Here is a 25325-nt window from a genome sequence, read left to right as displayed (position 1 = left end):
GCAGGCTCCCGTCCGTCGAATGCGTCAACCCGGCCATGCTAACCACCCACCCCCGCGATCTTCCTGCGGACGCGGGCCGCGACGGCGGTCCTTTCCCCTGGCGGCGGGCGCGAATCGGCCACCGTGGCGCGTGCCGATACCCTGGGCTCGTGACGTTCCCGGTAGTCGGCATGGTCGGCGGTGGCCAGCTCGCTCGTATGACACACGAGGCGGGCATCCCGCTCGGCATCAGGTTCAAGCTCCTCAGTGACACTCCGCAGGATTCCGCGGCGCAGGTGGTCGGCGACGTCGTCGTCGGCGACTACCGCGACCTGGAGACGCTGCGCGCCTTCGCACGCGGCTGCGACGTGATCACCTTCGACCACGAGCACGTGCCCACCGAGCACCTCAGGGCCCTGGAGGCGGACGGCATCCCCGTCCGCCCCGGCCCGGACGCTCTGGTGCACGCCCAGGACAAGGGGGTGATGCGCGAGAAGCTCGACGCCATCGGCGTGCCGTGCCCCAGGCACCGCATCGTCGCCGACCCGGAGGACGTGGCCGCGTTCGCGGCGGAGGGTGGGGGAGGCTTCCCCGTCGTCCTCAAGACGGTCCGGGGCGGGTACGACGGCAAGGGTGTGTGGGTCGTCGGCTCCGTGGCGGAGGCCGCCGAGCCGTTCAAGGCCGGCGTCCCCGTCCTCGCCGAGGAGAAGGTCGACTTCGTGCGCGAGCTGGCCGCCAACGTGGTCCGCTCCCCGCACGGCCAGGCCGTCGCCTACCCGGTCGTCGAGTCGCAGCAGGTGGGCGGCGTCTGCGACACGGTCATCGCTCCGGCGCCCGGCCTCGACGAGGAGCTCGCGCTGCGCGCCGAGGAGATGGCGCTGAACATCGCGGGGGAACTCGGCGTCGTCGGCCACCTCGCCGTGGAGCTGTTCCAGACCCGCGACGGCCGCATCCTCGTCAACGAACTCGCCATGCGCCCGCACAACTCCGGCCACTGGTCCATGGACGGCGCGATCACCTCGCAGTTCGCCAACCACGTCCGGGCCGTCCTCGACCTCCCCCTCGGCGACCCGCGCCCGCGGGCGCAGTGGACGGTCATGGTCAACGTCCTCGGCGGCGACTACCCGGACATGTACTCCGCGTACCTGCACTGCATGGCCCGCGACCCCCAGCTGAAGATCCACATGTACGGCAAGGACGTGAAGCCCGGCCGCAAGGTCGGACACGTGAACACCTACGGCGACGACCTGGACGACGTGCTGGAGCGCGCCCGTCACGCAGCCGGCTACCTGAGAGGCACGATCACCGAATGAGCCCGGCCCACCCGTCTGACGGCCACCACTCCTCGACGAGCACCGACGCGCGCCCCTTCCCCTCGGTGGGCATCGTCATGGGGTCGGACTCCGACTGGCCCGTCATGGAGGCGGCGGCGAAGGCCCTCGACGAGTTCGAGATCGACTACGAGGTCGACGTCGTCTCCGCGCACCGCATGCCCCGCGAGATGATCGCGTACGGCGAGCGGGCCGCGGACCGCGGGCTCAAGGTGATCATCGCGGGTGCGGGCGGCGCCGCCCACCTGCCCGGCATGCTCGCCTCCGTCACCCCGCTGCCCGTCATCGGTGTCCCCGTGCCGCTGAAGTACCTGGACGGCATGGACTCCCTGCTGTCCATCGTGCAGATGCCGGCCGGTGTCCCCGTCGCCACCGTCTCGGTGGCCGGCGCGCGCAACGCGGGCCTGCTCGCGGCCCGCATCCTCGCCGCCCACGACGAGGAACTCCTCGGCCGCATGCGGGAGTTCCAGCAGGAACTGAACGACCAGGCCACCGAGAAGGGCAAGCGGCTGCGCGCCAAGGCCGAGGGCTCGGGCGGCGGCTTCGGCTTCGGCAAGTGAGCGGGGTGGGTGCCATGACGTCCCTCGACGACGCCCGCGCGCTGCTGGCCGAGTTCCCCGTCGTCGACGGGCACAACGACCTGCCGTGGGCGCTGCGCGAACAGGTCCGCTACGACCACGCCGCCCGCGACATCGCCGGCGACCAGTCGGCCCACCTGCACACCGACATCCCCCGGCTGCGCGCGGGCGGGGTCGGGGCGCAGTTCTGGTCGGTGTACGTCCGCGCGGACCAGCCCGACCCGGTACCGGCCACACTGGAACAGATCGACTGCGTACGGCAGTTGCTGGAGCGTCACCCGCGGGACCTGGCGCCCGCGCTGACCGCCGCCGACATGGAGGCGGCGCGCGGTGAGGGCCGCATCGCCTCGCTGATGGGCGCGGAGGGCGGCCACTCCATCGCCAACTCCCTGGGCACGCTGCGCGGGTTGTACGACCTCGGCGTGCGCTACATGACCCTCACCCACAACCACAACGTGGCGTGGGCGGATTCGGCGACGGACGAGCCCGGGGTGGGCGGCCTGTCGGCGTTCGGCCGCGAGGTGGTGCGGGAGATGAACCGGCTCGGCATGCTGGTCGACCTCTCGCACGTCGCCGCGACGACCATGCGGGACGCGCTGGACGCCACGTCCGCGCCGGTGATCTTCTCCCACTCCTCCGCCCGGGCGGTCTGCGACCACCCGCGCAACATCCCGGACGACGTCCTGGAGCGGCTGCCCGCCAACGGGGGTGTGGCGATGGTGACGTTCGTGCCGAAGTTCGTGCTCCAGGCGGCCGTCGACTGGACGGCGGCGGCGGACGAGAACATGCGCGCGCACGGCTTCCACCACCTCGACACCACGGCCGAGGGGATGAAGGTGCACCGCGCCTTCGAGGAGACCCACCCGCGCCCGGTGGCGACGGTGTCCACGGTGGCCGACCATCTGGACCACATGCGGGAGGTCGCCGGCATCGACCACCTCGGCATCGGCGGCGACTACGACGGCACGGCCTTCACCCCCGACGGCCTCGCCGACGTCTCCGCCTACCCGAACCTGATCGCCGAACTCCTCGACCGCGGCTGGTCCCGGCCCGACCTGGCCAAGCTGACCTGGCAGAACGCGGTCCGGGTCCTGGGCGCCGCGGAGGACGTCTCCCGCGGCCTGCGCACCACCCGCGCCCCCTCCCACGCCACCCTGGAGTCCCTCGACTCCTGACCCGCCCGCGGGTGGCGGGGCGCACCCCGAACGCCGCGTTCACCAGGGAACCGCCCGGTGCTCCGTGCGACGGTGGCCGTACCGCCGAGGTCACGACGTACGGAGCCCGTGATGGCCGATCTCCGGACGGCCTGCTCGCCGAGGTGGGCCGGGGCGAGGGCGTGTCCCTGGTGCCGCTGGTCCGCCGAGCGGACGGGCCCCACCGTCCGGGACGTCGCCGACCACCTCGACCACATCCGCACCCTCCCCGGGCCGGAGTGCGGGGGCCTGTCCGGCACCTACGACACCGGCGGCGCCCAGCCGCGGGAGCTGCACGACACCTTCTGCCACCCCGCGCTGATCACCGAACTGCCGCGGCGCGGCTGGGGGGGAGTCCGGCGTGGCGCTGCTGACCCGGGGCAACGTCCAGCGGGTGCTGCGCGGCGCGGACTTCGCCGCCCGCACCGCCCGGCAGCGCCGCCCGCCGTCCGCGGCGACGATCACCGCAGCGGACGGCTGAGCCGCCGGTACGGCCGAGCCGTCACGGCTGTTCGATCCGGCACAGGCAGAAGGGATGGCCCGCGGGATCGGCGTACACCCGGAAGCCCTTGGTCTCGTAGTCCTCCCGGTCCAGCACCCGCGCCCCCAGCGCCAGCACCTTCTCCTCGGCCGCGTCGACCTCCTCCCAGGTCCCCCCGGCGTCGAAGTCGAGGTGGAACTGCTGGGAGCCGTGGTCGGCGCGCGGCCACTCGGGCGGGGTGTGGTCCGGCGACCGCTGGAAGGCCAGCCGCGGGCCCGCCGGAACGTCGAGCACCACCCAGTCCGGGTCCTCCTCCACCGGTGTGCCGCCGCCGACGGCCGCGTAGAAGACGGCCAGTTCGCGCGGGTCGGGGCAGTCGAGGACGACGCTGCGCAGACGTGCCACGGCGGTCATGCATCCCTCCAGGAAGTCAGCAGGCACACAGGCAGAACGGGTGCCCGGCCGGGTCCGCGTAAACCAGGAAGCCCCGCGAGCGGTCCCCGGTGTCCAGCGGCGTCGCGCCGAGCGCCAGCACCTCCTTCTCCGCCGCGTCCAGGTCCTCCACGGTCAGGTCCAGGTGGAACTGCTGCGAGCGGTCCGTCTGCGGCCACCGCGGCGGTACGTGGCCCGGGGCCTCCTGGAAGGCCAGCGCCGGACCACCCGGCACCTTCAGGTCCACCCAGCGGCCCTCCCCCTCCACCGTGCCGCCCACGATCGCGGCGTAGAACCCGGCCAGGGCGCGCGGATCGGGACAGTCCAGGACGACGGCGCCCACTGTGGCAACGGACATGACTTCCTCCTCGAAGCTTCGGGTTACCCATAGGGAGCGGTAACCGGTAACGGTTACTGCATGCTGCACCATAGGGGGTAACGCCGCAAGCGAATTGAGGAGACCCGGGAGGTACCGTCCAGGCATGAGTGAGAGAGCGGCCCCGCCCGGGAGGCTGGCCCTGGTCCAGTCCCTGGTCAACACCCTGGACCTGGAGACGGGCGGCGACGCGCTGGACACCCCGCAGGGCCGCGCGCCCTTCGGTCTCACCGAGGGCGCCGCCGACTCCGCCCGCGAACTGCGCGAGTCGCTGCGCGCGACGCTCCTCGCCCACGCCGGCCACCCCCCGCACCGCGCCGTCACCCCGCTGGGCGACCTGCTGGCCCGGGCGCCCCTGGTGGTCACGGTCGACCCGGCCGACGGCTCGGCCGCCCTCGCACCGGTCGACGAGGGGCCGCTGGTCTCCCGGATCGCCGCCGCCGTCGCCGAAGGCGTCACGGCGGGCACCTGGGGCCGGCTCAAGGCCTGTGAGGCCGCCACCTGCCACTGGGCGTACTACGACCGCAGCCCCGCCGGACGCGGCCGCTGGTGCTCCATGCAGGTGTGCGGGGCCCGCGCCAAGATGCGCCGGTACCGGGCGAAGGAGGCGTAGCCGCACCGCTCCCGCGCCCGGTGGGGCAGAATGCAGCGGGACGCCGGTTCGGCCGACTGAGCCTCGGCCGAACCGGCGTCACCCGTACGTCCCGCCGGTGCGGGCGCCCCGGCCGGCTATGCGGTGGGGCGCCCCATCGCGCGGAAGCGCCACCCGGCCGTCCGCCACACGTCCGGGTCGAGGGCGCCCCGCCCGTCGAGGATCAGCCGCTCGGCCGCCACCTCACCCAGCTCCGCCGGGTCCAGTTCCCGGAACTCCCGCCACTCCGTCAGGTGCAGGACGACATCGGCGCCCCGCACCGCCTCCAGCGCCGAGTCCGCGTACCCCAGCGTCGGGAAGAGTCTGCGGGCGTTGTCCATGCCCTTCGGGTCGTACACCGTGACCTGGCCGCCCTGGAGGTGGATCTGCCCGGCCACGTTCAGCGCGGGCGAGTCCCGGACGTCGTCCGAGTCCGGCTTGAAGGTGGCGCCGAGCACCGCCACCCGCCTGCCCAGGAACGGACCGCCGCCCAGAGCCTGCCTCGTCAGTTCCACCATCCGGCCGCGCTGGCGCATGTTGATCGAGTCGATCTCCCGCAGGAACGTCAGCGCCTGGTCCGCGCCCAGCTCACCGGCGCGCGCCATGAACGCCCGGATGTCCTTCGGCAGACAGCCGCCGCCGAAGCCGATCCCGGCCCGCAGGAACTTCCTCCCGATCCGGTCGTCGTACCCGATGGCCTCCGCCAGCCGGGCCACGTCGCCGCCCGTGGCCTCGCACAGCTCCGCCATCGCGTTGATGAAGGAGATCTTGGTGGCCAGGAAGGAGTTCGCGGAGGTCTTCACCAGCTCCGCCGTCGGGAAGTCCGTCACCACGAACGGCGAGCCCTCCCCGACCGGAGTGGCGTACACCTCCCGCAGCAGCTTCTCCGCCCGCTCGCCGCGCACGCCCACCACGATCCGGTCCGGGTGCAGCGTGTCCTCGACGGCGAAGCCCTCGCGCAGGAACTCCGGGTTCCACGCCAGTTCCACGTCCTCACCGGCCGGCGCGTGCTCCGCCAGGTAGGCGGCCAGCCGGTCGGCCGAACCGACCGGCACCGTCGACTTGCCGACGACCAGCGCGGGACCCTTCAGATGCGGCGCGAGCGAGGCGATCGCGGAGTCCACGTACGACATGTCGCAGGCGTACTCGCCGTGCCGCTGCGGAGTGTTCACGCACACGAAGTGGACGTCGCCGAACTCGCCCAGCTCGGCCCAGTCCATGGTGAACCGCAGCCGTCCGGTCGACCCCTCGATCCCCGCGACGTGCCGGCGCAGCAGCTCCTCCAGCCCCGGTTCGTATATCGGGACCTCACCGCGCCGCAGCTTGTCGATCTTCTCCGGTACGACGTCGAGGCCCAGCACCTCGAACCCCAGCTCCGCCATGGCCGCGGCGTGCGTCGCTCCGAGATAACCGGTGCCGATCACGGTGATCTTGAGGGCCATGGGTGCTCCAGGGGTAAACGGCATGCAGTGCGCGCCCGAGCATAGCCGGGGGCGGGGGAGGGGCACCTTCCGGCTGTCGTCAAGCTCACCTATCCACCAACGCGGCGGACAGCATAAAATTTGAGTTACTTAACGGTAGTTAGCGTGCCCAGCATCGCAGCGTTTTGGAGCGTGAGAGACCTTGGCCGGATCGGCTGACTTCGACCTGTACCGCCCGTCCGAGGAGCACGACATGCTCCGCGACGCCGTCCGCGCGCTGGCCGAGGCGAAGATCGCGCCGTACGCCGCCGCCGTGGACGAGGAGGCCCGCTTCCCGCAGGAGGCCCTGGACGCGCTGACGGCGAACGACCTGCACGCCGTCCACGTACCCGAGGAGTACGGCGGCGCCGGCGCGGACGCCCTCGCCACCGTCATCGTGATCGAGGAGGTGGCCCGCGTCTGCGCGTCCTCCTCCCTCATCCCCGCCGTGAACAAGCTGGGATCGCTGCCGGTCATCCTCTCCGGCTCCGAGGCGCTGAAGAAGAAGTACATGACGCCGCTCGCCAAGGGCGACGGCATGTTCTCGTACTGCCTCTCCGAGCCGGACGCCGGCTCCGACGCGGCCGGCATGAAGACCAGGGCGGTCCGCGACGGCGACACCTACGTCCTCAACGGCGTGAAGCGCTGGATCACCAACGCCGGCGAGTCCGAGTTCTACACGGTGATGGCCGTCACCGACCCCACCAAGCGTTCCAAGGGCATCTCCGCCTTCGTCGTCGAGAAGTCCGACGAGGGCGTCTCCTTCGGCGCCCCGGAGAAGAAGCTCGGCATCAAGGGCTCGCCCACCCGCGAGGTCTACCTGGACAACGTCCGCATCCCCGCCGACCGGATGATCGGCGAGGAGGGCACCGGCTTCGCCACCGCGATGAAGACGCTGGACCACACCCGCATCACCATCGCCGCCCAGGCCCTCGGCATCGCCCAGGGTGCCCTCGACTACGCCAAGGGCTACGTCACCGAGCGCAAGCAGTTCGGCAAGCCGATCGCCGACTTCCAGGGCATCCAGTTCATGCTCGCCGACATGGCCATGAAGATCGAGGCCGCCCGTCAGCTCACCTACGCCGCCGCGGCCAAGTCCGAGCGCGGCGACGCCGACCTGACCTTCCAGGGCGCCGCCGCCAAGTGCTTCGCCTCCGACGTCGCCATGGAGGTCACGACGGACGCCGTCCAGCTCCTCGGCGGCTACGGCTACACCCGCGACTACCCGGTCGAGCGGATGATGCGCGACGCGAAGATCACGCAGATTTATGAAGGCACGAACCAAGTCCAGCGGATCGTGATGGCCCGCAACCTGCCGTAACGGCGGACGCGGCGGAGGGGCGCCCGGTGACCGGGCGCCCCTCCGCCGTCTCCGGGCGCGTCACCCGCCGGCCGCCCGGCTCACCTCCTCCAGAACAGGTGGTGCGTGACGCCGCTCGGGCTGGGCACGACCTCCAGGTGGAAGCGGTCGAGCAGTTCCTCGGGGGACTCCCACAGCCGCAGTCCGGAGCCGAGCTCCACCGGCGCCACCGCCACGTGCAGGGTGTCCACCAGGCCGGCGTCGAGGAACTGACGGATGGTGGTGACCCCGCCGCCGAGCCGGACGTCCTTTCCCCCGGCCGCCTCCCGCGCCCGTTCCAGGACGGTGGCCGGGTCGCCGTCGACGAAGTGGAACGTGGTGTCGGAGAGCGTGAAGGACGGACGCTCGTGGTGGGTCATCACGAACACCGGGGTGTGGAAGGGCGGTTCGTCGCCCCACCAGCCGCGCCACTCGTGGTCCCGCCAGGGACCGCGCTGCGGCCCGAACTTGTTGCGCCCCATGATCTCGGCGCCGATGTCGTGGGAGAAGTCCCGGGTGAAGTAGTCGTCGAGTCCCCGCGTTCCCCCCGGGGCGGTGCGGTTGGGCCAGCTCGCGGTGGCACCGGCCCAGCCCATCAGCCGGCCGGGATCGACGTGGCCGAACGGACGCTCGAGGCTCTGGTCCTCACCGGCGCCGATCCCGTCGCTCGAGACGGTGAAGTTCTGCACTCTCAGCAACTGGGGCACGATTCCCTCCTGAAACATGGGTGACAGGGAGAAGACTCCGCCGGCCGGCCCGGCTCATCGGTGTGCCGTCACAGGAAACGCCGGATCGGGGTGACCGCCGCCTCGGCGAGGCGTTCGGACAGGGGGCGGCGCTTCCAGCGGGCCGGGTCGATCGGCTCGCTCAGCTTGCGGTCGGCGTCGAAGTCGGCGTCGAGCTGCGCGGTGAAGTCCTCGTCGAGGACCGCCAGCATGACCTCCTCGTCGTGCTCCAGCGAGCGGCGGTTGAAGTTGGTGGAGCCGATCAGCGAGCACACCCCGTCCACCGTGATGATCTTCGTGTGGAGCATGGTCGGCTGGTACTCCAGCACCTCCACCCCCGCGTCGACCAGGGTCTGGTAGTGCTGCCGCCCCGCCAGCAGGCAGGCGCGCTGGTCGGTGTGCGGGCCCGGCAGCAGGATCTCCACGCGTACCCCGCGGCGGGCGGCGGCGGCCAGGAGATCGATGAAGTAGGTGTCGGGCGCGAAGTACGCGGTGGAGAGCCGGAAACGCTCCTGCGCCGAGGTGATCACCACGCGCAGCAGGGTCTGCATGTCCTGCCAGCCGAAGCTGGCCGAACCCCGCACCACCTGCACGGTCGCGTTGCCCGGCTGCTCCTGGGAGGTGAAGCGGTCGTGCTCGTCGTAGAGGTCGTCGTGGCACTCGGCCCAGTTCTGGGCGAAGGCCGCGGCTATGCCGTCCACGGCGGGCCCCGAGACCTTCACATGGGTGTCGCGCCACTCGCCCGGGTTGCGGGCGTCGCCGCACCACTCCTCGGCGATGCCGACGCCTCCGGTGAACGCGGTGTGCTCGTCGGTGACCAGGACCTTGCGGTGGCAGCGGTGGTTCTGGCGCATCGGGGACAGCCTCGTGGGCTTGCGGAACCAGGCCACCTGCACGCCGGCCCCCTCCATGGCGTTCAGCAGGTGCGGCTCTATCTCCTTGGCGCCGAAACCGTCCAGCAGCAGCCGCACGCGCACGCCCGCACGGGCCCGCTCGGACAGCGCGTCGGCGAACTCCCGCGCGATGTCGCCGCGCCAGTACACGAAGGTCATCATGTCGACCGTGTGCTCCGCGGCGCGGACCGCGGCCAGCATCTCGGGGAAGATCTGGTCGCCGTTGCGCAGGGGGACGAGCTCGTTCCCCTCGGTTGCGGCGATGCCGATCAGCCGCTCCAGCCGTCTGCGCAGCCGCTTTCTCTCCGTTTGTGGTGTCATGCCCGTTCTCTCCCTGTGCTGCTCGTCGAGCCCTCCTGGCGTGGCCGGTCCGACCGGGGCGCCTCACCTCTTGTTGCCCTTGCCGGTCATTCCAAGCAGACGACCTGGCCCGGGTACCCGCCACGGGAGAGGAGAGGGGGCCCGCCGTTCCTGTGGTGGTCATGGGGCGAGGGGCGTAGGACGAAGGGAGCGGGGGGCGAGCGCCGGCCCCCGCCTTCGCCCCGGGAGGAACCATGACCCAGCAGCAGCCCACCATGGAGCCGATGAGCAAGGAGATGCAGGACTGCATCGCCGCCTGCATGTCCTGCCACGGCGTGTGCGAGGAGACCATGAGCTCCTGCCTGCAGGCGGGCGGCGAGGCCCGGATGCCGATCATGCGGGCGCTCATCGACTGTTCCGAGATGACCCGCATGTGCGCGGACATGATGATGCGCCGCTCGCCGCTGGCGAACGAGATGTGCATGATGTGCGCGCAGGCCTGCGACATGTGCGCCGAGGCGTGCATGTCCATGCCGGACGACGACCGGATGACGCGCTGCGCGGAGTCCTGTCACCGCTGTTCCGAGATGTGCCGTGCCATGGCCGGCACCGCGATGTGAGGCTCCGGCCCCGTACGCGGTCGAGGGCACCCCCGCCGCGGGGGTGCCCTCGACCGCGTACGGGGGTCAGTCGCCCTTGACGGTGACCTTCTCGTCGTTGTTGAGCTGGTTCACCAGCTGCTTCACCTTCGCCTTGTCCCAGAGCAGGTTGCCGCCGCTGGAACCCGCGAGGGGCATGTTCATGGACGTGCCGTCGCCGCCGCTGACGCCCTTCATCGCCCAGAACATGCCGGCCAGGTCGAACACGCCCATCTCCTTGTCGACGATCAGGGAGTCCAGGCCCGCGCCCATGGTCGGGTAGAGCTTGAACGGGTTGAGGACCGTGCCCGGCGTGGCCACCTGGTTGGCGAGCGCGGAGAGGAACTTCTGCTGGTTCTTCGTACGGTCCAGGTCCGAGCCCTTGAGCGCGTACCGGGTGCGGACGAAGGCGAGGGCCTCCTCGCCGTTCAGGGTCTGCTTGCCCTTCTTGAGGTCGGCGCCGGACTTGGTGTCCTTGATGTCCTGCGGGATGTCCATCTCCACCCCGCCGACCGCGTCCACGATGCCGGCGAAGCCGGCGAAGCCGATCTCCACGTAGTGGTCGATGTGCAGTCCCGTGTTGAACTCGACCGTACGGACCAGCAGTTCGGGCCCGTCCTCGGCGTAGGCGGCGTTGAGCTTCACCTGCCGGCCGGTGCCGGGGTAGGTCTTGCCCGACTCCGAGCCCTTGAAGGACGGGATCTCCACGTTCGAGTCGCGGGGCAGCGAGATGAGGGTCGGGCCGTTGTCCCCGGTGTGCAGGATCATCACCGAGTCCGTGCGCTTGCCCTCGGCGGAACCGGTGCGCAGCCTCTTCTTGTCCTCGTCGGACATGCCCGCGCGGCTGTCGGAGCCGACGATCAGGTAGTTGGTGCCCTCGCCCTTCTCGGGCCGCTCGATCACCTGGGACAGGTCGACCTCGCGGTTGAGCTTGGAGTCGGCCCAGAAGTACGTGCCGACGGTCGTCACGACCAGCACCGTGGCGACCGTGATGGCCGTCAGCTTGATGCGGCGGCGCCAGTCGGGCGCGGGGCGCTGCGGTCCGTAGCCGTCACCGCCCGGACCCCCCGGACCGCGGCCGCCGGGTGTGCCGTAGACCTGGCCGGTGTTGTAGCCGCTGTCGTAGCCGTCCGCACCGCCGTGCCCGCGGCCGTCGACGTACGAGGGCTGCTGCGGGACTCCGCCGTACCCGCCCTGCCCGGCAGGGGCCGCAGGGCCGCGGCGGATCTGCCGCATGACACGGGCGCTCTCGGGCTGCGCGCTCGCGCTCCCGCGTCCGTAACGGCTGCCACGGTTCTCGTCGGACCTTGCCTCGGGCCAATCAGTCATGGCAGACAGTGTGCAGGCCGGACGGTGCGCCAGACAGGGCCGTCGGAGAATCAGAGCGGCGCTGTTGCGAACCCGACACAAAACAGGGCGGACCCCACGGCGGCATAAGGTAGAGGCCATGACACACCAGGCTCCAGCCGCAGCGACGGAGCGTCCGGGCATCCCGGGCAAATCCATCGCGGCGTCCCGTACGACCCTCAGCCACATCATGACCCATGGCGACACCAACCTCCTCGGCACGGTGCACGGAGGGGTGATCATGAAATTGGTGGACGACGCGGCGGGCGCCGTCGCGGGACGGCACTCCGGCGGACCGGCCGTCACCGCCTCCATGGACGAGATGGCCTTCCTGGAGCCCGTCAGGGTCGGTGACCTGGTGCATGTGAAGGCGCAGGTCAACTGGACCGGCCGGACCTCCATGGAGGTCGGCGTGCGGGTGCTGGCGGAGCGGTGGAACGAGTCCACGCCCGCCACCCAGGTCGGATCGGCGTACCTGGTGTTCGCGGCCGTCGACGCCGACGGCAGGCCGCGGCAGGTGCCGCAGGTGATACCCGAGACCGAGCAGGACAAGCGCCGCTACCAGGAGGCGCAGATCCGCCGCACGCACCGGCTGGCCCGCCGCCGCGCCAGCATGGAACTGCGGGCGAAGCGCGCCGCCGAGGGGTTCGAGGACTGACGACCGTCCGGCGGGACGTCCCCGGCCGCGCGACCGCCGGACGGCCCGGCGCTCAGGAGCAGCTCACCTCGTCGCCCCGCACCACACCCAGTTCGCCCCGGCCCGGATCCTGGGCGCGCACCTTGCGGACCTTCACGAAGTCGGCGCCCGCGATCACCTTCAGCGTGGCGCCCTGGCCCTTCACCGCGCGCAGCTCGCTGCCGGGAAGGGCCGCCGCGAGGGACTTCGCGGAGCGGTCCCAGCGGGGGTCGTAGGCGACGACGGTGCGTTCCACGTCCTGCTCGGCCGCGTTGGCCGGGGCGCGGGTGGTGTGGAAGCCGGTCGCCGCCAGCGCCGCGTCCACGCGCCGGCCGAGCCCCGCGGTCCGGGTGCCGTTCTCGACCTGCACGCGGATCTGCTGCGGGTCGACCGGCACGCGCAGCGCCGCGTCGCGCGTGGGGTGCGCGGCCAGCGGCTGGTCCCGGCGGATCGCGTCGAAGATGTGCTCCGCCTTCTCGGTGTCCCACTTCAGCGTCGAGCCGACGCCCTTCACGGCGTGGCCCATCTTCGCGATCGGCACCGTCGTGAACTCCGAGGAGGAGGGCGAGAAGTCCCGCATCGCCCGGCCGAGGTCCAGCAGTTCACCGGTGCCGAAGCCCTTGTCGGCGCGGACCGAGCCGAGCACCGCGCGGGTCACGTCCCGGAACTTCATCGGGTTCAGCAGGATCCCGGAGGAGGTGGCGCGGTGCACCAGGGCGGCCATGAACTGCTGCTGGCGCTTCATCCGGCCGAGGTCGGAGGCGCCGTCGACGTGCCGGGCGCGGACGTAGCTGAGGGCCTGGCCGCCTTCGAGGGTGTGCCGGCCGGCCGGCAGGTCGAGGCCGGTGTGACGGTCCTTCAGCCGCTGGTCGGTGCAGATCTCCACGCCGCCGACCACGTCGACGGTCTTCATGAAGCTGGTGAAGTCGACCTCCAGGTAGTGGTCGATCTTCACCCGGGTCATCTTCTCCACCGTGCGCACGGTCAGCTGCGGCCCGCCCTCGGCGTAGGCGGCGTTCAGTTTGACGGGGTGTCCTCCGTGCTGTTCGCCACTCACCCGGTCGGTGTGCGGGGGTGTCTCGGCGTAGGAGTCGCGGGGCAGGCTGACGACGCTGGCGCGGTCCCGGTCCTCCGAGATGTGCACGATCATGATCGTGTCGGTGCAGTGGCAGGGCGCCCCGCCGAGCCGGTACTTCTCCCGCTCCGCCCGGCCGACCCTCTCGCGGCCGTCGGTGCCGACGAGCAGGATGTTCATGCCGTGGCCGGCCTCGGGCCGGTTCTTCATGTCACGGAAGGGGTCGACCCGGGCGATGTCCTCGTCGAGGCCGCTGAGTACCGCGTGCCCGATCCCGGCGGAGGCGAGCACCACGACCGACAGTGTGGTGAGCGTGCGCAGGGCCCAGCGCGGCTTCCGGCGCGGGGGCACGGGCGGCCGCGGGCCCCGGCGGGGCTGCCGCGGGGGGTGCTGGGGTGCGGTGCGGGGCCGGGGGGACCGCGACGGCGTGGGCAAGGGGGCACCTCCGGACGACGGCCGTGCGAGGGATCGTGAGCACCGTAGGCCGATACGATCTGCGGCCCGGCGCACAGCCCCCCGGCGCGCGCCCGGTGTCCCCCGTTCGCGGTAACGTGAGCCTCCTATGAACGCCAATCCCGACGTGCGGCTCCCCGCCGTTTCCGTGATCATGCCCGTCCTCAACGAGGAGCGGCATCTGCGCGGCGCCGTCCGCGCGATCCTCGCCCAGGAGTACGCCGGCGAGATGGAGGTCGTGATCGCCCTCGGTCCGTCCACGGACCGCACGGACGAGATCGCCGCCGAGCTCGTCGCCGAGGACCCGCGGGTGCACACCGTGCCCAATCCGACCGGCCGCACCCCGGCCGCGCTCAACGCGGCGATCAAGGCCTCGCGCCATCCGGTCGTGGTCCGCGTCGACGGGCACGGGATGCTCTCCCCGGACTACATCACCACCGCCGTGCGCCTCCTCGAGGAGACCGGCGCGCAGAACGTCGGCGGCATCATGCACGCCGAGGGCGAGAACGACTGGGAGCACGCCGTCGCCGCCGCGATGACGTCGCGGATCGGCGTGGGCAACGCCGCCTTCCACACCGGGGGACAGGCGGGCCCCGCCGAGACCGTGTACCTCGGGGTGTTCCGGCGCGAGGCGCTGGAGCAGCAGGGCGGCTACAACGTGGAGTTCATCCGCGCCCAGGACTGGGAGCTGAACTTCCGCATCCGCGAGGCCGGCGGGCTGATCTGGTTCTCGCCGGAGCTGAAGGTGTCCTACCGGCCCCGGCCGAGCGTGCGGGCGCTGGCCAAGCAGTACAAGGACTACGGCCGTTGGCGTCACGTCGTGGCCCGCTACCACTCCGGTTCGATCAACCTGCGCTATCTCGCCCCGCCGGCCGCGGTGTGCGCGATCGCGGCGGGGACCCTGGCCGGCGGGCTGCTCACGCCGTGGGGCTTCCTGGTGCCCGGCGGTTACCTCGCGGCGATCGTGGCGGGGTCCATACCCGCCGGCAGGGGTCTGCCGCTGAAGGCGCGGCTGCGGATCCCGGTGGCGCTGGCCACCATGCACATGTCGTGGGGCTGGGGCTTCCTGACCAGCCCGCGCTCGCTGGCGAAGAAGGTCATCGCCTCCCGGCGTCCCGCCGTCCGCGCGGACGTGCCGGCCGCCTGAGACCACCGCGGTGCGTGTGGGGCCCCTTCCCGGCCGGGAAGGGGCCCCACACGCATCACCAGGTGAAGGCGGGGTCGACGCGCATGCACGCCTCGTCGTCGGCCCCGTTGAGGGCCTTCGCCGACTCGGGGGTGGTGTCGTCCTCCTCGGGCGCCTCGTACCGCGTGCCCTCGCGCCAGTCGGCGCCCACCACGAGGGTGACGCCGGACACCTCGGTGGACCGCTTCACCTGGCCCGCCGGGATGCCGAGGGCCTCGGCCACGCGCCGGGCGTCGCCCTCCAGGTCGGCGCTCGGGTAGCGCACGGACGTCCGCTCCTCGCTGAGGGCGCCTTCGGTGTCCGCGGTCGCCGCGGTGAAGCCCTTCTCCTTCAGCAGCCCGCTGACCGTGCCGGCCCGGCCGCGGGCGGGCGCCAGGGTGTCGGTGCGGGTGCCGTTGCGGACCTGTACGGCGATGTCGGCGTCGGCGGCGGCAGGGTCGGACGGGGACTTCTCAGGGGCCTTCGGGGGCGCCGCGTCCTTCCCGTCGAGGGCGATGTCCTCGCGCACGAGGCGGAACAGCTTCTCCGCGTCCCCGGTGGGCTCCACACGGGCGCCGACGTACCGGTTGGGCATCGTGGTCATGGTGATGCGTTCCGGTTCCACCTTGCGCAGCTCGTTGCTCAGGTCGTACAGCTTCTTCACGGTGTCGAGCCCGGGGTCGACGGTGAGCGCCTCGGTGGCCTTCTCGGCCAGTCCGCGCAGCTTGCCCGGATTGCTCAGGGTGGCGTTCTCCCGCAACTGGCGGACCATCGAGTTCATGTACATGTGCTGGGCCCGGGCGCGGGCCAGGTCGCTGCCGTCCTCGAAGCCGTAGCGCGTGCGCAGCCACTGCAGGGCCTGCTCGCCCTTGACGGGGTGGGTGCCCTTCTCCAGTTTCAGCCCGGAGCCGTGTCCCTGGCCGTCGCGCGAGTGGATGTTGGCGTCGACGCACACCGGGACACCGCCGACCGCGTCCGCCATGGCCACCACGCCCGCGAAGTCGACCATGACGAAGTGGTCGATGTGGATGCCGGTGAGCTCCTGCCAGGTCGCCACGGTGCAGCCCGGACCGCCGTGGCCGAGGCTCTGGTTGGTCATCGTGCGCCCCCGGCTCGCCGGGTACACCGTCCCGTCGTCCGGGTCGGTGCACTTGGGGATCTCGACGAGGGTGTCGCGCGGCATGCTGATCACGGACATGTTGGTGCGGTCGGCGGACAGGTGCACGAGCATCTGCACGTCGGCCAGCGGGGTGGAGCCGAACGTCTCCCGGGCGCCGCCCAGTTGCTGGTTCTCCTCGCTGTCCCGCGCGTCGCTGCCGATGAGCAGGATGTTCAGCGGGACCTGCCCGGCCGCGTTCGGCGTCGGCTCGGCCACCTTGCCGTCGCCCAGGTTGAGGGCTTCCTTCTTGATGTTGCCGTTCAGCTGCCGGTAGTAGAGGTACCCCGCTCCGGCAGCGCCGATTATCAGCAGGGCGAGGACCGCGGCGGACCACTTCAGCAGACGGCGGGCGCGCCGCGGGCGGGGGCGGCCTTCGTCACCGGCGGGCGGACCCTCGTCCGGCCCTGGTTCGCACTCCTCGTCACGGAGCGTCTCCGGCGCGGCGTTCTGCGTCACGTCCCCCGTCCTCCCCACCCCTGAAAACCTCTCGTTTCGGCCGACCGGCCGCTCCTGCGTCCTGTTAGACGCACGACGGGCCCGTCAGTTGCCCCAGGAAGCGTGGCGACTTCCGCGAACACCGAAGCGGCGTCCGTGCGTCCGGTGTCCTGGGAGCCGTCCGCCCGGCCGCCGGTCCGTCACCGGCGGCCGGGCCCGTACGCGTCCCTGCGGATGCCCGCCCCGGAGCCGTTCAGCACGCCGGCGCCCCGGGAGGTCCCCGGCCTCCGGCGGCTGCCGCGGGCGGCTGGTGCTTTCGCGCCGGCCGGCCGTCACCCCGGTCCGCGCCGGTGGACCGCCCCGTCCCCGCGCGCGGGAAGCGGGAGGCGGGCCCGCTCGCGCCCCGCGGGACGCCGGACGGGCCCGTCCGGCACTACTTGGCGCACTCCACCTTGTCCGCCGTGGACTTCTCGATGCGGTCCGGCGCCTTGTCCGGTGGCGTGAGCGACACCCCGGCGCCCTTGAAGTCCTTGCCGAGGGTCAGTGTCATCGCGGGCACGCCCTGCGCGTTGGTGACGCTCTCCCCGGGCTTCATCGCGGACCCCGACAGTCCCATGATCTCGGCCAGCCGGCGCGCCTGGTCGGCCTGGTCGGGGGCGTACTCCAGGGTCGTCCTGGCCAGCGGCGCGGGGGCGTTGCCCGCGTTCTCCGACTTGGTGACGCCCTGCTGTACCTGGAGCCAGCTGAGCGTCGCCTGCGCGCTGCCCCCGACGGCACCGCCGTTGAGGATCCGCACCCGGACCTCGGAGGCCGGTGCCTTCTCGCCCTTCAGCCGGGCGGCGACCGCCGCCGCTTCCTTCTTCTTCTGCTGCTTGACCTCGGTGAACGACACGTCGTTGCGGATCAGGTCGAAGACCTCGGGGGCCTTCGCGTCGTTGAGCACGACGGTCGCCTTCACCTTCTCCGCCGGGTTGTCCACCACCGGCACGGTCGTGAAGGTCAGGTTCTTGACGTTGAGCTTGCCCAGCTCCAGACCGAGGTCCTTGAGCTTGTTGATGTTGTCCAGCTGGGAGTCGACGGTGAGCGCCTCGGTGCCCGCCTCGGCCAGCTTGACCATCTTCGAGGGGCTGGTGAGCGTGTCGTTCGACTTCAGTTTGCGCATCAGCGCGCTCAGGAACTGCTGCTGCAGTCCGATCCGGCTCAGGTCGCCGCCCAGGCCCACCGAGTGCCGGGTGCGCACGAAAGCCAGCGCGTCCTCGCCCTCGATGGTGTGCGTGCCCTTGGGCAGCTTCAGGTGTGAGTCCGGGTCGTCGATGTCCTTGGCCAGGCACACCTCGACGCCGCCGACCGCGGACGTCAGCGTCTTGACGGCGTTGAAGTCGGCCACCATGAAGTTGTCCGGCTTGATCCCGGTCAGCTCCGTCACAGTCCGCATGGTGCAGCTGGGCGTGCGGCCGCTCTGGCCGAGGCTGGTGTTGAAACGGACGCCCGGGGAGCCGGGGATCACCTTCCGGCTGCCGTCCTCCTGCTCCGTGGGGCAGTCGGGGATGTCGACTATCAGGTCGCGCGGGATGCTCAACGCGGTCGCGTTGGAACGGTCCTTGGAGACGTGCAGCAGGATCGTGGTGTCCGCGTGCCCCGCGCTTCCCTTGTCGCCGTAGCCCTCGTTGCCCGACCCGGTGCGCTTGTCGGTGCCGATCAGCAGGATGTTGATCGCCTTGTCCTTGCTGAAGCCACCGGTGCCGGCGCCGTCGTCGGAGACGGAGGTGATGTTGTCGTTCAGGTGATCCAGATACAGGTAACCGCCCACACCGGTGGCGAGCACCAGGAACGCCAGGGTGCCGCTGCCCCACAGCAGGACCTTCCTGGCCTTCCCCGTCTGCTTCGCCGGCCGGCGCCCGCGCCGCCCCGGGGGCTCCTCCGGCGAGGTGCGGCGCCGGCGCTGGGGCGGCACCTCACGGCCGGGTGTCTCCCGCTGCGGTGTCTCCCGCTCCGGTCCGGTACCGCGGCCGGGCTGCCCGGGCGAACGGTCCGGTGCCGCCGAACGGCCGCGCGGATTTCCCGCCCCGGAATTCTTCGGGCCCGGTGGGCGCTGTCCGCGTGGGCCGGGAATCGGTGATTGCGGTGCGGAAGGGCTCAGTCGCAGTTCGTATTCACCGGTATCCGGATTGAGTACCCACTGGTCTGCGGGATCGACGTTCTCTCCCCGCCCACGGCTGTGCGCGTCCACGGTCGCTCGAATCCTCCGTCGGGGCCACGCGGCGCCTTTCCCCTCCCAGGCGCTCGGGTCTCGGTCACACAGTGCGGGAACTCAGGAGGTACCTGAAGGAACGGACGCACCGGAGCGCTCACACTAACGGTCCTGATCGGTTTCGGGCGACGCCGGTGACGAATTCCACGTCCTCAGAAGGGGCAATCCGCCCATTTCCCTGGACAAAGGTTCACAGTCCGCGAGTTGACTTGGCGTGGTCTTTACGCGCAGGTGTCCTCGGCGGCGGTGTTCCCCGAGAAGGCGGGCGCGGGAGAGGGGTCCCCCGACGGCTCCCCGGATTCCTTTTCCGTGGCCCTTCCGTCACGTTCCGTGCGGACCGTCACGGGCGCGTCCGTGCGCAGCCGCTCGAACAGGTCCGCCGCTGCGGGCTGCGCGAGTTGGTCACGATTGACGTCCTCGGTGTACGACTCCCGGGGCACGGTGAGGAATTGCACGTCCTCCGTGGGGATCTCGCGCAGCCCGCGCACGAGTTCGTACAGACCCCGCAAACTGGCCAGCTCCGGGTCGGTGGTGAGCGACGAGGTCGCCGCGTCGAGGACGGGGTACAGCTTGACCGGATTCAGCAGGACGCCGTTGCTGCGCACCTTGGTGACGAGCGCGCCGAGGAACCGCTGCTGCCGCTCCATCCGGCTGGTGTCGCTGCCGTCGCCGAGGGTCTTGCGGGCCCGTACGTAGCCCAGGGCCTGCTCCCCGGTCAGTGTCACCCGGCCCGCCGGGAGCCTCAGGTCCGCGTCCTTGTCGTCTATGGGCTCGCGCAGGCACACCTCGACGCCGTCCACCGCGTCCACCATGTCCTTGAAACCGGCGAAGTCCACGACCACGTGATGGTCGACGCGGATGCCCGTGAGTTTCTCCACGGTGCGAATGCTGCACGCCGAACCGCCCACTTCGAAAGCGGAGTTGAACGAGGTGAACACCGGTTCGGAACGGGACCCGTCAGGGCGTCGGCAGTCCGGCACCTCCACCATCAGGTCCCGGGGTATCGACACCGCGGTGGCGCTGCGCCGGCCCGTCGACAGGTGCAGCAGGATCGCGGTGTCCGACCGCTCGGTCCCCGGGTCCCGTCCGTAGCGGCCGTTCTCCTCACCCGCCCGCGAGTCCGTGCCGATCAGCAGGATGTTCCGGGCGCCCTTGACGAGCGCGGTGGGCCGCTCCTCCTCGAACCGCTCCAGTTCGGCCGCCGCCGCCTCGTCCGGGGTGATGTTCCCGTCCAGTTTCATGTACACCGCCCACCCGGCGGCCGCGGCGGCCACCAGGGCGACGGCTGCCGCGAGCCCGGTGCCGCACGCCCAGCGCCGACGGCGCCGGATGCGGCCCCGCCCGGTCGGTGAGGAACCGGGCACCGGCCCCAGGACGCGCCCGGGGCCGCGGGCGCCCCCTGCCTCCGGCTGTCCGGAGGGCGTGCCTGCGCTGTCGCTCATGGCCGGCTCCACCCCTCACTGCGTACGGGACCGGGACGGCATGGGGTGTGTGGTGCGTGCCGCTGCCTACGACGATGACCCGGGAGCACGGGGGACGGAGGGTGCTGATACGCCGAACGGGGGAGGGGCGGGGCGCCGGCCCTAACGGGCGATGACCGTCACCCGCTCGCTCTCCACCCGCTGGTCCAGGGCGTCGCCCGGGAGGCGGTCCAGGTTGCGGCACAGGGCCACCGAGCCGCCGGTCGCCAGCGGACCGTACAACCCCGTGCGCAGCCCCTCCCACGTGTCGAACGGCAGCCCCGACAGGATCCGGGAGCCGGGCCCGGTCAGACCGAGCTCCGGAGCCTCGGCCCGGGCCCGCTCGACCACCTCCGCCCCGGTGAACTCCCGCCCCGCCACGATCAGAGCCGGCTCCTCCGGGTCGACGGGCGCGTACGGCACGAACCGGTCGCCCTGCCCCGGCACCTCCACCGCGTAGTCGGCGAAGCCCTCGGGCGGCTGCGGGAAACGCCCGCCGAGCGGCCTCAGCGCCAGCGCGATCCGCGGGCCCGGGCACGCGCGCGCGGCGTCCAGCGACTCCGGCTCGGGACCGCTCACGACCACGTCCGCCGCCGCCGGGTCCCCGGCCACGTCCGCGACCACGCCCACCGACGCGCACGCCAGCAGCCAGACCGCCGTCTGCCAGTGCGCGGGCAGCAGCAGGGCCACCCGGTCACCGGGTTCGACGGACAGCTCGTCCTGGAGGAGGTTCGCCGTCTTGGCCACCCAATTGGCGAAGGTGGCCACGGACAGTTCGACGCGTTCGCCCGTGGCGTCGTCGTAGAAGGTCACCAGGGGGCGTCCCGGGTCCGCGGCGAGCGCGGAACTCAGCAGGTCGGCAGGGGTGCGGTCGGTGGCGTTCACCCGGGCAAGGGTACGCGGCCCCGTCCACCCGCACCGTCCGCGCGGGACACCGGTTCGGGGGAACCGGCCCCGACAGGCCGTCAATTCCCCGATGGACAGATTTGTCTGACTATGTCCACTCTCAGGAGCATGCGTGGAATTCTTGCTTCCTCAATCGGTGTCACCTGCGCCGCCGCCCTCGCCCTCCCGCTCGCTCCGCCCGCCACCGCGGGGTCCGCGAGACCGGTTCCGACGGCAGAAGCGGCCACGCGCGCAGCGGTGACAGCCCCGCCCGACGTGTCCGGCAGCACCCAGTCGCTGCCCCTGCGGCCCCTCACCCACGACCGCGTCTCCGGCGCCCCGGTCCTCGGCCTCGCTCCCCGCGCCGTACGGCACTTCTCCCTCCTCGGCGTCATCTGGGACGACCCGGCCGCCCACCTGCACGGCAGCGTCCAGGTCCGCACCCGCGCGGCCGCCACCGGCGGCTGGTCCGACTGGCAGGACGTCGAGACCCACTACACCGACCACGGGGCCGACCCCGGCTCCGCGGAAGCCGCCTCGGGGCGGGTGCGGGGCGCCACCGCGCCGTTGTGGGTGGGGCAGTCCGACGGGGTGGAGGTGCGGGTCCTTCCGCAACCCGGGGACACCGGGGAGTCCGGCGAACCCGGGGACGGCCCGGAGGCGCCGTCCGGGCTGCGGCTCGAACTCATCGACCCCGGAGGGACGGACACGGACGCGGAGGCGGACGACAGCGCCACCGCACCGCCCGGTGACGCCGCGGACGGACGTACGGGCCCCATGACCGCCGAGGCGACCGCCGCCTCCGCCGCCAACGCCTCACTCGCACGGCTCGGCGCCACCGAGATCCCCGAGCTGGACGGCGAGCGGACCCGGCAGGAACTCCTCACCCTCCGCCAGGGCGAACTGACCGGGCAGCAGCAGGCCCAGCAGTACATCGGGCCGCGCCCCGCCATCGTCACCCGGCGCGGCTGGGGAGCGGACGAGAGCCTGCGGGACAAGAGCTTCCCGTACACCGGCAAGGTCAAGGCCGCCTTCGTGCACCACACCGCCTCCGGCAACAACTACGCCTGCTCGCAGGCACCTTCGCTGGTCCGCGGCTTCTACCGCTACCACGTCAAGAGCCTGGGCTGGCGCGACATCGGCTACAACTTCCTCGTCGACAAGTGCGGGAGGATCTACGAGGGCCGGGCCGGGGGAGTCGCCAAGCCGGTGAAGGGCGCCCACACCATGGGCTTCAACAGCAACACCACGGGCATCGCGGTGATCGGCTCGTACGGGTCCAAGAAGCCGTCGAGCAAGGCCGTGAAGGCCGTGTCCCGGATCACCGCGTGGAAGCTCGGCCTCCACGGCATGAATCCGGGTTCCAAGACATACCTGACGTCCGGCGGTGGCAACCTCTACGGCAAAGGCAAGAAGGTACGACTGAACGTGATCTCCGGTCACCGGGACGGGTTCAACACCTCGTGCCCAGGGGGGAAGCTGTACAGCAAGCTCAAGACCGTGCGGTCCACGGCGGCCCGCTACCAGGGACGCTGAGGGCACGGGCGTCTCCACCTGCCGGGGAAGGGTCTGCATACACTGGCCGGCCGAAAGACAGTTCGGCCGGTCCCGGCAGGAAGCAGAGACGACAGGTGACAGAAGCGATCCTCCTGGTCGGCGGCAAGGGCACGAGGCTGCGCCCGCTCACGGTGCACACGCCCAAGCCCATGGTCCCGGCGGCCGGGGTGCCGTTCCTCACGCACCAGCTGGCGAGAGCGAGAGCGGCGGGCGTCGAGCACATCGTCTTGGCCACGTCCTACCTGGCCGAGGTCTTCGAACCGCACTTCGGTGACGGGGCGGCCCTCGGACTGCACATCGAGTACGTGACGGAGGAGGAGCCGCTCGGCACGGGCGGCGCGATCCGCAACGTCGCCTCCCGGCTGCACTCGGGCCCCGACGACCCGGTGCTCGTCTTCAACGGCGACATCCTCACGGGACTGGACATCCGGGCGCTGGCGCGGACGCACGAGACGACCGGCGCGGACGTCTCCCTCCACCTCACCAAGGTGACGGACCCCCGCGCGTACGGGCTGGTCCCGACGGACGACACGGGGAGGGTGCTCGCCTTCCTGGAGAAGCCGCAGACGCCGGAGGAGATCGTCACCGACCAGATCAACGCGGGGGCGTACGTCTTCCGGCGCTCGGTGATCGACACGATCCCGGCGGGGCGGGTGGTGTCGGTGGAGCGGGAGACGTTCCCGGGGCTGCTGGCCGCCGGGGCGCATCTGCAGGGCATGGTCGACTCGACGTACTGGCTGGACCTGGGCACCCCGGCGGCGTTCGTACGGGGCTCGGCGGACCTGGTGCTCGGGCGCGCCCCGTCCCCGGCGGTGCCCGGGCGCTGCGGTGACCGGCTGGTGCTGCCGACGGCGACCGTGGCACCGGACGCGAAGCTCGCGGGCGGGACGGTGGTGGGCGAGGGCGCGTTCGTGGCGGAGGGCGCGCGCGTCTTCGGCAGCACGATCCTGCCCGGGGCGGTCATCGAACCCGGCGCCGTCGTCACCGACTCACTGATCGGAACCCGGGCGAGGGTGGGCGAACGGTCGGTCCTCACCGGCACGGTCATAGGCGACGGCGCCACCATCGGCGCCCACAACGAACTCCGGGAGGGCGTCCGAGTCTGGTGCGACGCCACCATCCCCGCCAGAGCCCTCCGCTTCTCATCGGACCAGTAACCTCCCCCCACTCCACCGCTCCGTCCACGTCCCAGGCCCCACCGCCCCCGCGCGTCCACGTCTCCGGCCCACGCTCCCGCGCCCCGCGGCTACGGTTTCCGCCCGCCCCCCGTCTCCGCGGGCAGTCGTGCCGCTGGGGCGGTGGGGGAGGGCGGGCGCGACGGCACCCCGCCGGCGCCGGGCTGCGCAGTCACCCCCCGCCCAGCCCCCACGCCGGGCCTCGCCCCACGCCGGGCTGTACGGCCCACGTCCACAGCGGCGCAGCACCGGGCACCGCCCTCACAACCGCCCGATGTCCCCGTACGACATCCGCGGCGCCCGCCGCTCCGGCATCCTCCCGCTCAGCAGGATCAACCGCGCCGCCCGATGCCGCTGCCCGGCATACGGCTCCAGCAGCGACAGCATCACCGCGTCGTCCGCGTGCCGGTCCCCCGCCAGCGCCCACCCCACGATCCCCGGCAGGTGCAGATCCCCCACGGTCACCGCGTCCACCGCCCCGTGACTGCGCTGCACCGTCTCCGCGGACGTCCACGGCCCGATCCCGGACACCAGCTCCAGCCGTTCCTGCGCCGCCCCCGCCGGCATCCGCACCGCCTCCTCCAGCCGCGCCGCGACCCGCACCGCCCGCAGCACCGTCGAGGCCCGCTTGTCGTCGACCCCGGCCCGGTGCCACTCCCAGGACGGGATCAGCGCCCAGGTGCGCGGCGGCGGCATCACCGACATCCGCTCCGGCGCGGGCCCCGGCGCCGGTTCGCCGAACTTGCGCACCAGCAGCCGCCACGCCCGGTACGCCTCACCGGCGGTGACCTTCTGTTCCAGGATCGACGGGATCAGCGACTCCAGCACCAGTCCGGTCCGCGTCAGCCGCAGTCCGGCACGCCGGCGCTGCGTCAGCGCCAGCAGCTTGTGCCGGGGCACGAAGGCGGACGGGTCGTCGGCCGCCCCGAGCATCTCCGGCAACTGCTCCAGGAGCCAGTCCGCCCCCGGCCCCCACGCCTCGCCCCGCACCTCACCGGAGCCGGACCGCCGCGTCACCCGCAGCGTCCCCGGCCCCGCCGGTGTCAGGCTGGCCCGCCACACGGAACCGTCGGGCAGCGCCCGGAACGTCGGGTCCCCGGGCCCCCGCCGCAGCGGCCCGAGCACCAGGCCCAGGTCCAGCGGACCATCCGGCACCCAGCTCCGCACCCGTGCCGGGGCCGCAGCCGCTGCCTGGCGGGGCACTCCCGCGGGCACGGCGACCTGCCCGCCGCGCACGGGCATGGAGGTCCCTCCCACGCCTTCAAGGCTGTGGGGGAGGGCCGGGCGGGGAGCGAAACGTCCTGCCACGAGCGATCCCAACGGTGGAGGTG

At 72.0% G+C, this 25325-nt stretch carries 22 protein-coding genes and 1 pseudogene; 11 read left to right on the top strand and 12 right to left on the bottom strand.

What is annotated here, in order from left to right; translation table 11 throughout:
* The first annotated feature begins 149 nt into the window (after positions 1 to 149).
* The 4 genes and pseudogenes from ACZ6A9_RS26870 to ACZ6A9_RS26855 form a co-directional block, all read left to right on the top strand.
* Positions 150 to 1292 (top strand): 5-(carboxyamino)imidazole ribonucleotide synthase, encoded by a 1143-nt coding sequence (locus tag ACZ6A9_RS26870; RefSeq protein WP_468990115.1) that lies wholly within the window; start codon positions 150 to 152, stop codon positions 1290 to 1292.
* 77 nt (positions 1293 to 1369) lie between these two features.
* Positions 1370 to 1870, top strand: coding sequence for a 5-(carboxyamino)imidazole ribonucleotide mutase (purE, locus tag ACZ6A9_RS26865; RefSeq protein WP_468990763.1), 501 nt, complete (start codon positions 1370 to 1372; stop codon positions 1868 to 1870).
* 14 nt (positions 1871 to 1884) lie between these two features.
* Positions 1885 to 3063, top strand: a complete 1179-nt coding sequence (locus tag ACZ6A9_RS26860) for a dipeptidase (protein WP_468990110.1) — start codon at positions 1885 to 1887, stop codon at positions 3061 to 3063.
* A gap of 122 nt (positions 3064 to 3185) precedes the next feature.
* Positions 3186 to 3562, top strand: a pseudogene (locus ACZ6A9_RS26855) (membrane dipeptidase); the annotation flags it as partial.
* A gap of 21 nt (positions 3563 to 3583) precedes the next feature.
* Here ACZ6A9_RS26855 and ACZ6A9_RS26850 read toward each other — a convergent pair.
* Positions 3584 to 3976: a VOC family protein gene (locus tag ACZ6A9_RS26850; protein WP_468990105.1), complete on the bottom strand. Its 393-nt coding sequence runs from the start codon at positions 3974 to 3976 to the stop codon at positions 3584 to 3586.
* Positions 3977 to 3992: 16 nt separating this feature from the next.
* A complete protein-coding gene (locus ACZ6A9_RS26845) occupies positions 3993 to 4352 on the bottom strand; it encodes a VOC family protein (protein WP_468990102.1) in 360 nt (119 codons plus the stop codon).
* A gap of 124 nt (positions 4353 to 4476) precedes the next feature.
* On the opposite strand from ACZ6A9_RS26845, the gene ACZ6A9_RS26840 reads away from it, so the two are divergent.
* Positions 4477 to 4983 (top strand): CGNR zinc finger domain-containing protein, encoded by a 507-nt coding sequence (locus ACZ6A9_RS26840; RefSeq protein WP_468990098.1) that lies wholly within the window; start codon positions 4477 to 4479, stop codon positions 4981 to 4983.
* 116 nt (positions 4984 to 5099) lie between these two features.
* Here ACZ6A9_RS26840 and ACZ6A9_RS26835 read toward each other — a convergent pair whose 3' ends face one another.
* Positions 5100 to 6443: a UDP-glucose dehydrogenase family protein gene (locus ACZ6A9_RS26835; protein ID WP_468990096.1), complete on the bottom strand. Its 1344-nt coding sequence runs from the start codon at positions 6441 to 6443 to the stop codon at positions 5100 to 5102.
* Positions 6444 to 6624: 181 nt separating this feature from the next.
* On the opposite strand from ACZ6A9_RS26835, the gene ACZ6A9_RS26830 reads away from it, so the two are divergent.
* On the top strand, positions 6625 to 7782 hold the full coding sequence (locus tag ACZ6A9_RS26830) for an acyl-CoA dehydrogenase (RefSeq protein WP_468990093.1): 1158 nt from the start codon (positions 6625 to 6627) through the stop codon (positions 7780 to 7782).
* A gap of 80 nt (positions 7783 to 7862) precedes the next feature.
* Here the strand turns inward: ACZ6A9_RS26830 and ACZ6A9_RS26825 are convergent, their stop codons facing one another.
* Complete coding sequence (locus ACZ6A9_RS26825) at positions 7863 to 8507, bottom strand: dihydrofolate reductase family protein (protein ID WP_468990090.1); 645 nt, start codon at positions 8505 to 8507, stop codon at positions 7863 to 7865.
* A 68-nt stretch (positions 8508 to 8575) separates the two neighbouring features.
* Positions 8576 to 9739, bottom strand: a complete 1164-nt coding sequence (locus ACZ6A9_RS26820) for a phospholipase D-like domain-containing protein (protein WP_468990087.1) — start codon at positions 9737 to 9739, stop codon at positions 8576 to 8578.
* Between the two features lie 233 nt (positions 9740 to 9972).
* Between ACZ6A9_RS26820 and ACZ6A9_RS26815 the strand changes: the two genes are divergently transcribed.
* The gene (locus ACZ6A9_RS26815) at positions 9973 to 10338 is read left to right on the top strand and encodes a four-helix bundle copper-binding protein (protein ID WP_468990084.1); all 366 of its coding nucleotides are present in this window, start codon (positions 9973 to 9975) and stop codon (positions 10336 to 10338) included.
* Positions 10339 to 10404: 66 nt separating this feature from the next.
* Here the strand turns inward: ACZ6A9_RS26815 and ACZ6A9_RS26810 are convergent, their stop codons facing one another.
* Positions 10405 to 11685: an LCP family protein gene (locus ACZ6A9_RS26810; RefSeq protein ID WP_468990081.1), complete on the bottom strand. Its 1281-nt coding sequence runs from the start codon at positions 11683 to 11685 to the stop codon at positions 10405 to 10407.
* A gap of 118 nt (positions 11686 to 11803) precedes the next feature.
* On the opposite strand from ACZ6A9_RS26810, the gene ACZ6A9_RS26805 reads away from it, so the two are divergent.
* Positions 11804 to 12361 (top strand): acyl-CoA thioesterase, encoded by a 558-nt coding sequence (locus ACZ6A9_RS26805; protein ID WP_468990077.1) that lies wholly within the window; start codon positions 11804 to 11806, stop codon positions 12359 to 12361.
* 52 nt (positions 12362 to 12413) lie between these two features.
* Here ACZ6A9_RS26805 and ACZ6A9_RS26800 read toward each other — a convergent pair whose 3' ends face one another.
* The gene (locus ACZ6A9_RS26800; protein WP_468990075.1) at positions 12414 to 13889 is read right to left on the bottom strand and encodes an LCP family protein; all 1476 of its coding nucleotides are present in this window, start codon (positions 13887 to 13889) and stop codon (positions 12414 to 12416) included.
* A gap of 127 nt (positions 13890 to 14016) precedes the next feature.
* Here ACZ6A9_RS26800 and ACZ6A9_RS26795 point away from each other — a divergent pair, with 127 nt between their 5' ends.
* Entirely contained in the window at positions 14017 to 15054 is a 1038-nt protein-coding gene (locus ACZ6A9_RS26795) for a glycosyltransferase family 2 protein (RefSeq protein ID WP_468990073.1), read from the top strand.
* Positions 15055 to 15109: 55 nt separating this feature from the next.
* On the opposite strand, the gene ACZ6A9_RS26790 is transcribed toward ACZ6A9_RS26795, so the two are convergent.
* The 4 genes from ACZ6A9_RS26790 to ACZ6A9_RS26775 form a co-directional block, all read right to left on the bottom strand.
* Entirely contained in the window at positions 15110 to 16687 is a 1578-nt protein-coding gene (locus ACZ6A9_RS26790) for an LCP family protein (RefSeq protein WP_468990070.1), read from the bottom strand.
* Between the two features lie 412 nt (positions 16688 to 17099).
* Positions 17100 to 18896 (bottom strand): LCP family protein, encoded by a 1797-nt coding sequence (locus ACZ6A9_RS26785; RefSeq protein WP_468990068.1) that lies wholly within the window; start codon positions 18894 to 18896, stop codon positions 17100 to 17102.
* Between the two features lie 242 nt (positions 18897 to 19138).
* Positions 19139 to 20359, bottom strand: a complete 1221-nt coding sequence (locus tag ACZ6A9_RS26780; protein WP_468990066.1) for an LCP family protein — start codon at positions 20357 to 20359, stop codon at positions 19139 to 19141.
* Between the two features lie 141 nt (positions 20360 to 20500).
* On the bottom strand, positions 20501 to 21262 hold the full coding sequence (locus ACZ6A9_RS26775) for a TIGR03089 family protein (RefSeq protein ID WP_468990064.1): 762 nt from the start codon (positions 21260 to 21262) through the stop codon (positions 20501 to 20503).
* Positions 21263 to 21391: 129 nt separating this feature from the next.
* On the opposite strand from ACZ6A9_RS26775, the gene ACZ6A9_RS26770 reads away from it, so the two are divergent.
* Both ACZ6A9_RS26770 and manB read left to right on the top strand, forming a co-directional pair.
* Positions 21392 to 22798, top strand: a complete 1407-nt coding sequence (locus tag ACZ6A9_RS26770) for a peptidoglycan recognition protein family protein (RefSeq protein WP_468990061.1) — start codon at positions 21392 to 21394, stop codon at positions 22796 to 22798.
* Positions 22799 to 22893: 95 nt separating this feature from the next.
* On the top strand, positions 22894 to 23976 hold the full coding sequence (gene manB / locus ACZ6A9_RS26765; protein WP_468990058.1) for a mannose-1-phosphate guanylyltransferase: 1083 nt from the start codon (positions 22894 to 22896) through the stop codon (positions 23974 to 23976).
* 279 nt (positions 23977 to 24255) lie between these two features.
* Here the strand turns inward: manB and ACZ6A9_RS26760 are convergent, their stop codons facing one another.
* Positions 24256 to 25302, bottom strand: coding sequence for a DNA-3-methyladenine glycosylase family protein (locus ACZ6A9_RS26760; RefSeq protein ID WP_468990055.1), 1047 nt, complete (start codon positions 25300 to 25302; stop codon positions 24256 to 24258).
* Positions 25303 to 25325: the final 23 nt, after the last annotated feature.

It is taken from the genome of Streptomyces sp. NPDC041124 (assembly GCF_055592385.1).
Note: the sequence above shows the minus strand (reverse complement) of the source record. Positions and strands in the feature narration are given on the sequence as shown.